Raw genomic sequence first — 12,916 nt, 5'->3', positions numbered from 1 at the left:
CGGATCCATCACATAGAGCAGGCGCGCGGACATGGTTCAGGCCTCGGGAGCTTGACGGTAGTTATAGCCGATCGGGTGCGGCTGGTTGCGCGCCTTGGCCAGTTCTATCTGCTTCTGGCGGTCGATGGCGCTGCGGCGGGTCTTCTCGCTCAGAGTGTTCCAGCAATGCGGGCAACTGATGCCCGGCACGTAGTGCTCCGAGGCGCGATCCTCGACGCTCACCGGGGTCCGGCAGGCATGGCACTGGTCATAATCGCCCTCGCTCAGGTCATGGCGCACGGTCACGCGGTTGTCGAACACGAAGCAGTCACCGCGCCACCGGCTCTCTGCCTGGGGTATCTCTTCAAGGTACTTGAGAATACCGCCCTTGAGGTGATAGACCTCCTCGAAGCCCTCACTCAACATGTAGCTCGAAGCCTTTTCGCAACGAATGCCGCCGGTGCAGAACATCGCGACTTTCTTGTGCCTGGCCGGATCGAAGTTGGCCCTGATGTAGTCGGGGAACTCGCGGAAGCTGGTGGTCTTGGGGTCGATGGCGCCTTCGAAGGTGCCGATCGATACTTCGTAGTCGTTGCGGGTATCGATCAGCAGCACTTCCGGATCGGCGATCAGGGCGTTCCAGTCCTGTGGCTCGACATAGGTACCGACCTGCTTGTTCGGGTCCACGCCTTCGACGCCGAGGGTAACGATTTCCTTCTTCAGCTTGACCTTGGTCCGATAGAACGGCTGCTCGTCGCAGTAGGACTCCTTGTGATCCAGGTCCATCATGCGCGGGTCGTTCTTCAACCAGGCCAGCAGGCCATCGATACCTTCGCGGCTACCGGAAACGGTGCCGTTGATACCTTCTTCGGCGATCAGCAAGGTGCCCTTGATGCCGTTGGCGAGCATTGCCTGCAACAGCGGTTCGCGCAAGGCGACGTAATCTTCGAGGGTGACGAACTTGTACAGTGCCGCCACGACGACAGGTTGGGTCATGGTTGTTTCTCTCCAGGTGGCTGCCCTCGCAAAGGGCGAACCGGACGCAAAAAAAACGCGCCGACTGAGCGGCGCGTTGCGGATTCTAACAAAAGGCGAGCCTAGTGTCCTCCGCCGGCGCAGGTCGGCGATGCCGGTGCCACGCCGATTTTCACCCACTCCTCGGGGGTGTAGGTATGCAGGGCCAACGCATGGAACTGCCCCATCAGGTCACCCAGGGTAGCGTAGACCTTCTGGTGGCGCTTGACGCTGTTCAACCCGACGAACTGCTCGCTGACCAGCACCGCCTTGAAGTGGGTTTCGCTCCCACGGCTGTGCATGTGGCTTTCATCCAGCACTTGCAGGTGCTCGGGGTGCAGGGCGCCAAGGGCGGTCTCGATACGTTGTTGCATGCTCATCACGGGCCCCGCTTACTTCTTCTTGGCCGGTGCGGCAGGCTTGGCCGGCGCCAGCTCGTTGGTCATGTCTTCCAGCAGCTTGTTGACCACCGGCACCGCGCTTTCCAGCTTGGCCTGGGTCATCTGGGCCGACTGCTGGGTCAGTTGCGGCATCTTCTCGAGGACCTTCTTGCCCAGCGGTGACTGGTAGAACGCCACCAGGTCCTTGAGCTCCGATTCGCTGAAGTTGCTGGTGTACAGCTTGACCATGTCGGGCTTGAGCTTGTCCCAGCCGATCGCCTGGTCCAGGGCGGCGTTGGCCTTGGCCTGGTAGGTGTCGAGCAGCGGCTTTTTCGAGTCCGGCGCCTGGGTCTGGGCAAAGCGCTGGGCGAACATCTGCTGCACTTGTGCATAGACCGGGGTTCCGAGCTTGTCGGCATGGGCCAGCGTCAGGAACGCTTCGGCACTGGCGTTGTGGCTGGCGGTATCGGCGAAAACCTGGCCGCTGGCACAGACCAGAGCAACCGCGGTACAGATGGCACGAAGACGGGTCATCGAGTGTCCTTTCTAGCTGGCGAGGTAAAACCCCAAGAACGCCCATTCTGCGCCTAACAAAGTGTGTCACTCAACCCCGACACCGATTGTGACAGTTTCAAATGTCCCTGCTCCGGCAAAACCTGTATGGGGAACCTGACCGGCAGATCACGGCCTAAACTCTACGAATTCAGTCATTGAAGGAAGAACGTGTCCGATGAGCCGTATCGAAACCGACAGTCTTGGCCAGGTGAATGTCCCGGAAGAAGCCTACTGGGGCGCACAGACCCAGCGCTCGCTGATCAACTTCGCCATTGGCAGCGAAAAGATGCCGCTGGCCGTGATGCACGCCCTGGCCCTGATCAAGAAGGCCGCGGCGCGGGTCAACGACCGCAATGGCGACCTGCCCGCCGACATCGCCCGGCTGATCGAGCAGGCGGCCGACGAAGTGCTCGCCGGCAAGCACGACGACCAGTTCCCGCTGGCGGTCTGGCAGACCGGCAGCGGTACCCAGAGCAACATGAACGTCAACGAAGTCATTGCCGGACGCGCCAACGAACTGGCCGGCAAGGGCCGCGGCGGCAAGTCGCCTGTACATCCGAACGACCACGTCAACCGCTCGCAAAGCTCCAACGACTGCTTCCCCACCGCCATGCACATTGCCGCTGTCCAGGCGGTGCACCAGCAACTGCTGCCGGCGATCGCCGAACTGTCCGGCGGCCTGGCCGAGCTGGCGGCGCGGCACATGAAGCTGGTCAAGACCGGGCGTACCCACATGATGGATGCCACGCCGATCACCTTCGGCCAGGAGGTCTCCGCCTACATCGCCCAGCTCGACTATGCCGAGCGGGCGATTCGTGCAGCCCTGCCGGCGGTCTGCGAGCTGGCCCAGGGCGGAACGGCGGTGGGCACCGGGCTCAATGCCCCCCATGGCTTCTGCGAAGCGGTCGCCGCGGAAATCGCCGCCCTCGCCGGCCTGCCGTTCGTCAGCGCGCCGAACAAGTTCGCCGCACTGGCCGGGCATGAGCCGCTGACCAGCCTGTCCGGGGCCCTCAAGACCCTGGCCGTGGCCCTGATGAAAATCGCCAACGACCTGCGCCTGCTCGGTTCCGGGCCCCGCGCCGGGTTCGCCGAGGTCCGGCTGCCGGCCAACGAGCCGGGCAGTTCGATCATGCCCGGCAAGGTCAACCCGACCCAGTGCGAGGCGCTGTCGATGCTGGCCTGCCAGGTCCTGGGCAATGACGTGACCATCGGTTTCGCCGCCAGCCAGGGCCACTTGCAGTTGAACGTGTACAAGCCGGTGATCATTCACAACCTGCTGCAATCGATCCAACTGCTGGCCGATGGTTGCAGCAACTTCCAGGCCCACTGCATCGCCGGGCTGGAACCCGACCCGCAACAGATGGCCGCGCACCTTGAACGCGGCCTGATGCTGGTCACCGCGCTGAACCCGCACATCGGCTACGACAAGGCGGCGGAAATCGCCAAGAAGGCCTACGCCGAGAACCTCACCCTGCGCGAGTCGGCACTGGAGCTGGGCTACCTCACCGACGAAGAGTTCGACGCCTGGGTTCGCCCGGAAAACATGCTGGAGTCGGGCAGGAACGGCTGATGTAAGGTCTAGCTCTGTGGTAAGTCATGCATTGTGGCGAGCGGGCTTGCCCGCGTTCGACTGCAAGGCAGTCGCAAGACCTGCAAGCAAGGTATGCCTGGCACAACGGGCAGGCAGGTTCTGGGGCCGCCCTGGCGGCCCAACGCGGGCAAGCCCGCTCACCACACCCTGCTCGCCACACAGAGAGTGACCCGATCAGGCCAGGCGCATCCGCCGCGCCTTGAGCCCGGCGATCAACGAAGGTCCCAGGGCCACCAGCGCCGAACCGAGCACCACCAGAAACGCCCCGCCGTAGCCCAGACCATTGATGTCTTCGGCCTGCACGTAATCCGGCCAGATCCAGGCGGCCAGGGCCACCGAGCCGAACGTTATCAACGGCGTGATCGCCAGGGTCGCGCTGACCCGTGAAGCCTCCCAATGCGCCAGCGCTTCGGCAAAGGCGCCATAGGCTATCAGCGTATTCAAGCAGCAGCCCAACAGCAGCCAGCCCTGCAGCGGGCTCAGTTGCAGGATTTCCGCCGGATGCGCCCAGGGCGTCAGCAGCAAGGCGCAGGACAGGTAGATCACCATCATCACCTGCAAGGAGTTCCACACTGTCAGCAGTTGCTTCTGGCTCAGGGCATAGAAGGTCCAGACCGTGGACGCCAGCAACACCAGCAGCACCCCGGCGGTGTAGTTGCCCAGGGATGTCAACAATTCCTCCAGGCGCTGGTTGAAGAACAGCCCAAAGCCGATCAGCAGCACCGCCAGGCCAATCCCCTGCCCCAGGCTGAAACGCTCCTTGAACACGAACAGGCTGGCGATCAGCAGGAAGATCGGCCCCATCTGCACCACCAGTTGCGCGGTGCCGGGGCTCAACAGACTGAGCCCCATCAGGTACAGGACATAGTTGCCCACCAGCCCGAATACTGCCAGCAGCACCAGCCAGCCGCCCCGTGGCCCCAGGGCGCGCCAGTTCGGCAGCCGTTTGCTGGCCGCCAGGTAGAAGAACAGGAAACCGCCGGAAACCATCAGCCGGCACCAGGTCACACTGACCGGGTCCATCACCTGCAACACCTGCTTGAGCTTGATCGGCAGGATGCCCCAGAGCACGGCGGTGAGCAGGGCAAGAAACAATCCGTAGCCCCAACGGCCGGATGAAATGTGCATGGACAGTCCCGTGGTGCGATGGATTCGTGTCGCCATTCTAAGCGGCTCAGGCGCATTCCCACAGCCATCCGCGCCAATTGAAAACGACATCGAGCAACGTCAGAACGCCGCCAATAAGTTGACCTCCGCCGTTGATCGTTCGATCGAGCATCCTATCCGCAGAAGATTTATGCTGATTATCTGACACCACCCCTAGCGGAGTTTTTCTCCATGTTCGGCAAACGCGCCCAGGACAGCACCGAGGCCGTGCACTTTCGCAGCGACCGCGTCAGTGCGATCAATGGCCTGTACTTTTTCAGCACCCGGGAGAACACCCTGGAAGGGCCGTTTTTCAGCCGGACCGATGCAGAGCGCGGCAGTCAGCTCTACATCAAGCGCATGCAACTGGCGCAGGATATCCAGGACTTCCTCTGAGCTCGCGGCTCCTGTGGGAGGTTCCAGGGCCAGGAAGACAAGCCTTGCTCCCACCCTGGAACTTCCCGCAGAACCGTCAGCGTACAGCCTCGAACAGCCCCGTCGCGCCCATCCCGCCGCCCACGCACATGGTCACGATGCCGTAACGCAGGTTACGTCGCTGCAGCTCGCGCACCAGGTGCCCGACCTGGCGTGAACCGGTCATGCCGAACGGGTGGCCAATGGAAATCGAACCGCCATTGACGTTGTACTTCGCATTATCGATCTCCAGCCGGTCACGGCTGTACAGGCACTGCGAGGCAAAGGCTTCGTTGAGTTCCCACAGGTCGATATCCGCCACGGTCAACCCCTTGGCCTTGAGCAACCTGGGGACCGAGAACACCGGGCCGATACCCATCTCGTCCGGCTCGCAGCCGGCCACGGTGAAGCCGCGAAAGAACGCCTTGGGCTTGAGCCCAAGGGCCAGGGCCCGCTCCAGGCTCATGACCAGGGTCATCGAGGCGCCATCGGACAGTTGCGACGAGTTGCCCGCCGTCACCGAACCGTCCTCGGCGAACACCGGCTTCAGGCCGGCCAGGCTCTCCAGGGTGGTGTCCGGCCGGTTGCAGTCGTCCCGGTCGACCACGCCCTGCACTTGCTGGATCTGCCCTGTGGCCTTGTCCTCGACAGCATAAGTCACCGTCATCGGCACGATCTCGTCGACGAACAGTCCGGCAGCCTGAGCCGCGGCGGTACGCTGCTGACTCTGCAGGGCATAGAGGTCCTGCTGTTCGCGGCTGACCTGGTAACGCCGGGCGACGATTTCCGCGGTCTGGCCCATGGGAAAGTAGATGCCCGGCACCTGTTCCTTGAGCAACGGATTGATCAGGTTATCGGTGTTCACGCTTTTCAGCGTCAGGCTGATGGACTCGACGCCCCCGGCGACGATGATATCGCTGCAGCCGGAGGCGATCTGGTTGGCGGCGATGGCGATCGCCTGCAGACCCGAGGAGCAGAAGCGGTTGAGGGTCATGCCGGCCGTGCCGGTGCCCAGTTGCGACAGCACCGCCACGTTGCGGCCGATGTTGTAGCCCTGGGCACCTTCGTTGGAGCCGGCGCCGACGATGCAATCCTCGACGCTGGCCGGGTCGATGCCGTTGCGCGCCAGCAGTGCATTGACGCAATGGGCAGCCATGGCGTCGGGCCGGGTCTGGTTGAACTTGCCGCGAAACGACTTGGCCAGGCCGGTACGCACGCTATCGACGATCACCACTTCACGCATGGGACACCTCATTGTTATTGTCGGTCCAGGAAAGCCTGAGCATAGGCTCGGCTGATCCGGGACCGCGACAATCATTCATTCGGCGTATGCGTCGTCATCGACCTACTTCGCTTTCCTGCCCTTCCTGCCCTTCTTGCCATGCCGGGCGAAGGCGTCCTCGATGGCCTGATTGATCGTGCGCAGCACCTTGACCCGCGCCCAGCGCTTGTCGTTGGCTTCCACCAGGGTCCAGGGCGAGATCTCGGTGCTGGTACGGTCGACCATATCACCCACGGCGGTGCGGTAGAGGTCCCACTTGTCGCGATTGCGCCAGTCGTCCTCGGTGATCTTGAAGCGCTTGAACGGAATATCCTCGCGCTGCTGGAAACGCTCCAGTTGGGTCTGCTTGTCGATGGCCAGCCAGAACTTGACCACAATGATCCCGGCGTCGCTCAACTGTTCTTCGAAGTCGTTGATCTCGCCATAGGCGCGCATCCAGTCGTCGGTGCTGCAAAAGCCCTCGACCCGCTCCACCAGCACCCGGCCGTACCACGAACGGTCGAACACAGTGAACTTGCCGCGCGCCGGGATCTGCCGCCAGAAGCGCCACAGGTACGGCTGGGCACGCTCGTCCTCGCTGGGCGCGGCGATCGGCACGATGCTGTACTGGCGAGGATCGAGGGCCGCGGCCAGGCGGCGGATCGCCCCGCCCTTGCCTGCCGCGTCGTTGCCTTCGAACACCGCGACCAGGGCATGCCGGCGCATGCGCTTGTCGCGCATAAGGCCCGACAGCCGCGCCTGTTCGGTGATCAGTTGCTCCTCATAGTCGGCCTTGTCCAGTGCCAGGCTCATGTCCAGACTGTCGAGCAGGCTCATCTGGTCGACCCCCGAGGGCAGTGGCGCGGTGTTCGGCACGGACGGGGCCCGGGACCTCTTCAGCGCCGCCTGCAGGCCTTCGAGCAGGATCTTGCCCACGGTCAGGCTGCGGTAATGCGGGTCGGCGCCCTCGATCACATGCCAGGGCGCGTAGTCGCGGCTGGTGCGACGCAGCACCCGCTCGCCGAAATGCACGAAGGTGTCGTAGGTCTGCGACTGCTGCCAGTCCAGCGGGCTGATCCGCCAACTGTGCAGCGGGTCGTCCTTGAGGGCCTTGAGCCGGGCCTTCATCTGCTTTTTGGACAGGTGGAACCAGAACTTGAAGATCAGCGCCCCTTCATCGCAGAGCATCTTCTCCAGGCGCTCGGCCCCGGCGATCGCCTGGTCGAGCACCGCGTCCTTGAACAGGCCGTGCACCCGGCCCTGCAGCATCTGGCTGTACCAGTTGCCGAAGAACACCCCCATCCGCCCCTTGGCCGGCAGCATGCGCCAGTAGCGCCAGGCCGGTGGGTGGGCCAGTTCCTCGTCGCTCTGCTGGTCGAAGGTTCGCACCTCGATCAGGCGCGGGTCCATCCATTCGTTGAGCAGCTTGACCGTCTCGCCCTTGCCGGCACCCTCGATGCCGTTGATCAGCACGATCACCGGGAAACGCTTCTGCTGCTGCAATTCGAACTGGGCCTCGAGCAGGGCTTCGCGCAGGGCGGGCACCTCGGCTTCGAAGGTTTCCTTGTCAATGGCGTGACCGATTTCAGCGGATTCGAACATGGATGGCTCCCTCCAGAATTGCCCAAGAGTAACGGATCGGACCGCGCGGTGGGCGGCGAAATCCCTGGCATTTGTCGTGGATCAATCCGATCCGGACCAATCGGCTAGAATGGCCAACTGTTTGCCGATGAGTTGCTCCATGAACCGCGTATCGCCACACGCCCAGCTCGATTGGGACGACCAGGGACGACCCCGCTCCCGGGTGTTCGATGATGTGTACTTTTCCGACGACTCGGGCCTGGAAGAAACCCGTTATGTCTTCATCGAACAGAACCGCCTGAAGGAACGTTTCCAGGGCCTGGCGCCGGGCGGCCGGCTGGTGATCGGCGAAACCGGCTTCGGCACCGGGCTGAATTTTCTCTGTGCCTGGCAATTGTTCGAACAACACGCACCGCCGGACGCACGACTGCATTTCGTCAGCGTGGAAAAATATCCCCTGAGCCACGCCGACCTGCAACGCGCCCTGGCGCTGTGGCCGGAACTGGCGACCTTCGCCAACGCCCTGCTCGAACAATACGTGGCGATCCACCCGGGTTTCCAGCGCCTGCTGCTGGGCAACGGCCGGGTCAGCCTGACCCTGCTGATCGGTGATGCGCTGGAACAGTTGCCGCAACTGGACGCCCGGGTCGACGCCTGGTTCCTCGACGGTTTCGCGCCGTCGAAAAATCCTGAGATGTGGACGCCGGAACTGTTCGCCGAACTGGCACGCCTGGCGGCCCCCGGCTCGACCCTCAGCACCTTCACCAGCACCGGCTGGGTCCGCCGCTCGCTGAACGCCGCCGGCTTCAGGATGAAACGCACGCCGGGTATCGGCCACAAGTGGGAGATCCTGCGCGGCGAGTTCCTCGGCTGGCCGGAAGAGGTCCCGGCGCCTGCGCCAGCACGGCCCTGGTTCGCCTACCCCGGCCAACGGGTCGAGGAACGTCGGGCCCTGGTGATCGGCGGCGGCCTGGCCGGTTGCGCCAGCGCCGCCAGCCTGGCCGCCCGCGGCTGGCAGGTGACCCTGCTGGAGCGCCGCGAAACCCTGGCACAGGAGGCTTCGGGCAACCCCCAGGGCGTGCTGTATCTCAAGCTGTCGGCCCACGGCACCGCCTTGTCGCAACTGATCCTCAGTGGCTTCGGGCATACCCGGCGCCTGCTTGAGCGGCTGCACAAGGGCCTCGACTGGGACGGCTGTGGTGTCCTGCAACTGGCCTTCGACGAGAAGGAGGCCGCACGCCAGGCACAACTGGTCGCGGCTTTCAGCCCCGACCTGCTGCACATCCTCGATCGGGAGGAAGCCGAGGCACAAGCCGGTATCGCCCTTGAGCACGGCGGCCTGTTCTTCCCCGAGGGTGGCTGGGTGCATCCACCGGCCCTGTGCGGCTGGCAGGCCAGCCACCCGAACATCCAGGTGCGCCCCCACAGCGAGGCCCTGGAACTGCGCCGGGTCGGCGACCAGTGGCAGGCGTGGGACGCCGACACCCTGCTGGACAGCGCCCCGGTGGCGATCCTCGCCACCGCCGCCGAGCTACAGCGTTTCGCGCAGACGGCAAGACTGCCGCTCAAGCGCATTCGCGGGCAGATCACCCGCCTGGCGCGGACCGCCGACAGCAGCGCCCTGCGCACCGTGGTTTGCGCTGAAGGCTATGTCGCCCCCGCGCGCCTTGACGAACATACCCTGGGTGCCAGCTTCGCCTTCAACAGCGAGGACCTGATCCCGACCACGGCGGAACACTTGGGCAACCTCGAGCTGCTGCGGGAGATCTCCCCCGACCTGGCCGACCGCCTGCACGTGACCGCGCAGGATCCCGAACGGCTACAGGGCCGCGCCGCCTATCGCTGCACCAGCCCGGACTACCTGCCGATCATCGGCCCCGTGGCCGACGCTGCGCTGTTCGCCGAAACCTACGCCGTACTGGCCAGGGATGCCCGGCAGATACCGCCCCACACCTGCCCCTGGCTGGAGGGCCTGTACGTCAACAGCGGCCACGGTTCACGCGGGCTGATCACCGCGCCGCTGTCGGGCGAACTGCTCGCCGCCTGGCTGGAGCACGAACCGCTGCCCCTGCCACGGGCCGTGGCCGAAGCCTGTCACCCGAACCGCTTCGCCTGGCGCGAGCTGACCCGCGGCAAGCCTCGGCCCGGCCACTGAATCAGGTGCCGGGCGCGGGAGCCGGATGCTCGTACATCTCCTGGCGGGTCAGGCTGGTCAGAAACATCTGCTCCTCGGCCCGGTGGCTGTCCATCAAGGTCGACAGGTGCCGGAAATAGCGCTCGCTGTGCATGGTGGGCGACTCCCTGAGCAGCTGCTCCTCCTGTTCGTGGAAGGGCTGGTTGAATCGGGAAAAGTCCCGCGGGTATTTCTTTTTCAGGTAATCGATCCAGAAATCGCGCCCGGCAATGAAGGCGGTCAATCTGGGCGTCTGCTCAGCCTGCAGGATACGGGCATGCGCCGCCTGGATCTGCTCCTCGGTGACATGGGCAATGGACCTGAAGAACATCTCCCTCGGCTGCCCGGGCAAATGCATCAGGCGTCCCAGGCCAACCCGGTAGGCCAGGTTCACCTCGATTTCATCCACCGCGCTGGCCGAAGGCACTTCCGGGTTTTCGGCCAGGGCCTGGACATGATTGCGCGCGATGGCATCGATCTGCTCCAGTCGAAACAGGCCCCGTGCCAATTTCAGCAACTGCACTGGCTCATCGCCCCCTATCGCCAGCGCCCGCGCCCTGGCCAGCAGGACCCGGACTTCCAATTGGCTGAAACTCTGCGCCGCGCTGTCGACACAGGTCAGCGGGTTGGCCGCCAGGTCGAACAGTTCCCGACGCAGCTCACCGTTTTCACCCGCCGCCTCCAGCACCTGCCAGACCCGCCGAGTCAGGTCGCTGCGGGTCTTCAGGTAGTCCGCGCTCCCCCCCAGGCGCCCCAGCAGATCGAACAATTCCTGGCTGCCCGGCTCGTGCCACAGACCCTGCCAGAGTGATTGCAGTTGGTTGCGCCGCTCCCCCTCGATATCCGCCAGCCAACGCCGACGCGAACTGTACTCGTCCAGCGCCAACTCCGCCTCGGGGATGCCGAAGGTGATACCGGTACGCAGGCGATAGGCCGCCAGCGGGCTCTGGTTGGCGAGCCCCAGCGGGTTGTGACGCAGAACGATCCGCCGGGTGATCGGCGAAGGCGCATCGTAGAGTTCATCGGGCAGTGTCTGGATCAGGTTGCCACGCAGGTCCGCCGCGGACAGACTGGTACGGGTCAACAGCCCCTCCGGAAGATGGTCGATACCCGTGCCGCGCAAAAACAGTCGGCGCAGGTGCGGCATCCGCCCGACATCCAGCAGGCCGACATCGGAGTTGCCATTGAGGTTGAGCACTTCCAACTGGTGCAGGCGGGAGAGCTGGGCGACGGCCTCCTGGCTGAGCACAATGCGGTTTTCCTGCAGGTGCAGCTCACGCAGCTCGTCCATCTCGGCAATCGCCTCCGGCAGGGCACGCAGCCGGTTGTTGGCCAGATCCAGTTTGCGCAGCCGGGGAAAGCGGCCGAGAAAACCGGCGGGCATGTGAGTCAGGTCCATGCTTTTGAGGGACAGTTCGGTGACATGCTCGAACCCGATCGCCTCGGGCAGATGAGGCAGGCTGACCACCCGCAATCCCTCGAGACTCAGACCATGGCCGATCGCCACGCCACTGTCGTCATAGGTCCTGGGGGTTTGCCGTCGCCAGCAACGCTCGAGAATCTGCGAGGCCTGCATGCGCCCCTCCTGCATGCTCCCAAGCCAGATCGACTGCCCCCGTTGCTCGAAGGAGCGGCCATACCAACTGCTCAATATCGAACGCAGTAGCTCCAACTCCAGTTCCAGCGAGCGGATCCGGTTGCGCACCAGCACCGAGTCGTCGCCCAGTTGCACCAGCAACGAGCGGACCTCGGCCTCGCACAGATCAGGGTACAACCGGCTCAGCCGACGCACTCCGCGCCCCGTCGTCTCCACCCCACCCCGCCTGACACGCGTGCAGCCGGCCGGATCCATGCGACGCCACGAAGCCGGTTCGTAGCCCGGCTTTCTCGGCGGCAGGCCCAGTGCGGTCTCCAGCGCTTCGCGCGGACGGACCAGGCTCATGCCGGTCAACAGCTTCTGTAGTTGGGCCTCCTCCCCCAACCTGATGCCCATCGCCATGCGCTCACCGACACTCAGGGAGTCCAGCACGGCGGCACTCAGGGCATCATCGCCAGTCATCTGCGGTCCCAGCGCTCCGCCAGCGGCGTCGAAAGCCTGGTAGCCGTCTTCGGTCCTGACGAAAACCTTCCGCCTGGGCAGGTCGCCGTTGCCCAACTGCGCGAGCAACGGGCCGCTGACGCTGTTATCGCGGATTTCGATACGCAGGTCGATCGGCCATCCCACCATCTTCCCGAGGATGGGCAACTGCAGCCTGAGGGTGTCGGGATTTGAGACCGACGACAGGAAGCCACCTTCCAGAGCCCGATTGACACGAACCTCGCGGGCGATGTCGGTGAGGTCCTCGACCAGTTGCAAAGGCAGGGGCGAATCCATCAGAAGCCGGTCCTTCACAACGACGTCGGATTGCGCGATCACCTCGCGCAGCACCGCGCCGGGTAGCTCGGGGAAGCGTTGCCGTACACTCGCCGACACTCCGGGGGCAGGCCACCAGCGCAGCCTGCAGACCCGCTCGAACAGCGCACGCCGGTGCGCCCGCACATGCTGCTGCAACGCGCGTTCGAGCCCGGACAATTCAGTGCCCGGCTTCACCGCATTGCCAAGCAGCGCCTGCCTGTGCGTGGGCTCCAGCACGTCGATCACTGCCTGCAGTCCACGCGCCTCGACATCCCTGGCCGCGACCTTGAAGGCCGTGGGTTGCTCGGTCAGATCGGCGCCGTATTCATACAACGGCTTGTCCGAAGCATCCAGCAGTTGGATCGTCCATCCCCGGGGCCAGCCCGGCAGGTCCGGCAGGATCTGCAGCTTCAGGTCCGGCAGGCGT

General features: G+C 64.4%; 11 protein-coding genes. 4 read left to right on the top strand and 7 right to left on the bottom strand.

Going from position 1 to position 12,916, the window contains the following annotated elements; all coding sequences use genetic code 11:
* Positions 1–36 precede the first annotated feature (36 nt).
* The 3 genes from K675_RS0126020 to K675_RS0126010 form a co-directional block, all read right to left on the bottom strand.
* Complete coding sequence (locus K675_RS0126020; protein ID WP_017906395.1) at positions 37–975, bottom strand: rhodanese-related sulfurtransferase; 939 nt, start codon at positions 973–975, stop codon at positions 37–39.
* A 101-nt stretch (positions 976–1,076) separates the two neighbouring features.
* Complete coding sequence (locus tag K675_RS0126015; RefSeq protein WP_017906394.1) at positions 1,077–1,373, bottom strand: BolA family protein; 297 nt, start codon at positions 1,371–1,373, stop codon at positions 1,077–1,079.
* 12 nt (positions 1,374–1,385) lie between these two features.
* Positions 1,386–1,907, bottom strand: a complete 522-nt coding sequence (locus tag K675_RS0126010) for a DUF2059 domain-containing protein (RefSeq protein WP_017906393.1) — start codon at positions 1,905–1,907, stop codon at positions 1,386–1,388.
* A gap of 196 nt (positions 1,908–2,103) precedes the next feature.
* On the opposite strand from K675_RS0126010, the gene K675_RS0126005 reads away from it, so the two are divergent.
* Complete coding sequence (locus K675_RS0126005; RefSeq protein ID WP_017906392.1) at positions 2,104–3,498, top strand: class II fumarate hydratase; 1,395 nt, start codon at positions 2,104–2,106, stop codon at positions 3,496–3,498.
* 195 nt (positions 3,499–3,693) lie between these two features.
* On the opposite strand, the gene K675_RS0126000 is transcribed toward K675_RS0126005, so the two are convergent.
* Positions 3,694–4,647, bottom strand: a complete 954-nt coding sequence (locus tag K675_RS0126000) for a DMT family transporter (RefSeq protein ID WP_017906391.1) — start codon at positions 4,645–4,647, stop codon at positions 3,694–3,696.
* Here K675_RS0126000 and K675_RS0125995 point away from each other — a divergent pair.
* A complete protein-coding gene (locus tag K675_RS0125995) occupies positions 4,646–4,831 on the top strand; it encodes a hypothetical protein (protein WP_017906390.1) in 186 nt (61 codons plus the stop codon). The genes K675_RS0126000 and K675_RS0125995 overlap by 2 nt on opposite strands.
* Positions 4,832–4,857: 26 nt before the next feature.
* Positions 4,858–5,061 carry a DUF6316 family protein gene (locus tag K675_RS0125990; RefSeq protein WP_017906389.1) on the top strand — a complete coding sequence of 68 codons (204 nt, stop codon included), beginning with the start codon at positions 4,858–4,860 and terminating at the stop codon, positions 5,059–5,061.
* Positions 5,062–5,137: 76 nt separating this feature from the next.
* On the opposite strand, the gene K675_RS0125985 is transcribed toward K675_RS0125990, so the two are convergent.
* Together K675_RS0125985 and pap are read right to left on the bottom strand one after the other, a co-directional pair.
* Positions 5,138–6,322 (bottom strand): thiolase family protein, encoded by a 1,185-nt coding sequence (locus tag K675_RS0125985; RefSeq protein WP_017906388.1) that lies wholly within the window; start codon positions 6,320–6,322, stop codon positions 5,138–5,140.
* 102 nt (positions 6,323–6,424) lie between these two features.
* Entirely contained in the window at positions 6,425–7,942 is a 1,518-nt protein-coding gene (gene pap, locus K675_RS0125980; protein ID WP_017906387.1) for a polyphosphate:AMP phosphotransferase, read from the bottom strand.
* Between the two features lie 139 nt (positions 7,943–8,081).
* On the opposite strand from pap, the gene mnmC reads away from it, so the two are divergent.
* A complete protein-coding gene (gene mnmC / locus K675_RS0125975; protein ID WP_017906386.1) occupies positions 8,082–10,076 on the top strand; it encodes a bifunctional tRNA (5-methylaminomethyl-2-thiouridine)(34)-methyltransferase MnmD/FAD-dependent 5-carboxymethylaminomethyl-2-thiouridine(34) oxidoreductase MnmC in 1,995 nt (664 codons plus the stop codon).
* A gap of 1 nt (position 10,077) precedes the next feature.
* Here the strand turns inward: mnmC and K675_RS0125970 are convergent.
* On the bottom strand, positions 10,078–12,916 hold a 2,839-nt coding region (locus K675_RS0125970), incomplete at its 5' end, for an NEL-type E3 ubiquitin ligase domain-containing protein (RefSeq protein WP_017906385.1).

It is taken from the genome of Pseudomonas fuscovaginae SE-1, from assembly GCF_000364705.1.
GTDB classification, from domain to species: domain Bacteria; phylum Pseudomonadota; class Gammaproteobacteria; order Pseudomonadales; family Pseudomonadaceae; genus Aquipseudomonas; species Aquipseudomonas fuscovaginae_A.
The sequence above is the reverse complement of the archived record's forward strand: the minus strand, read 5'-3'. Positions and strand labels throughout refer to the sequence as shown.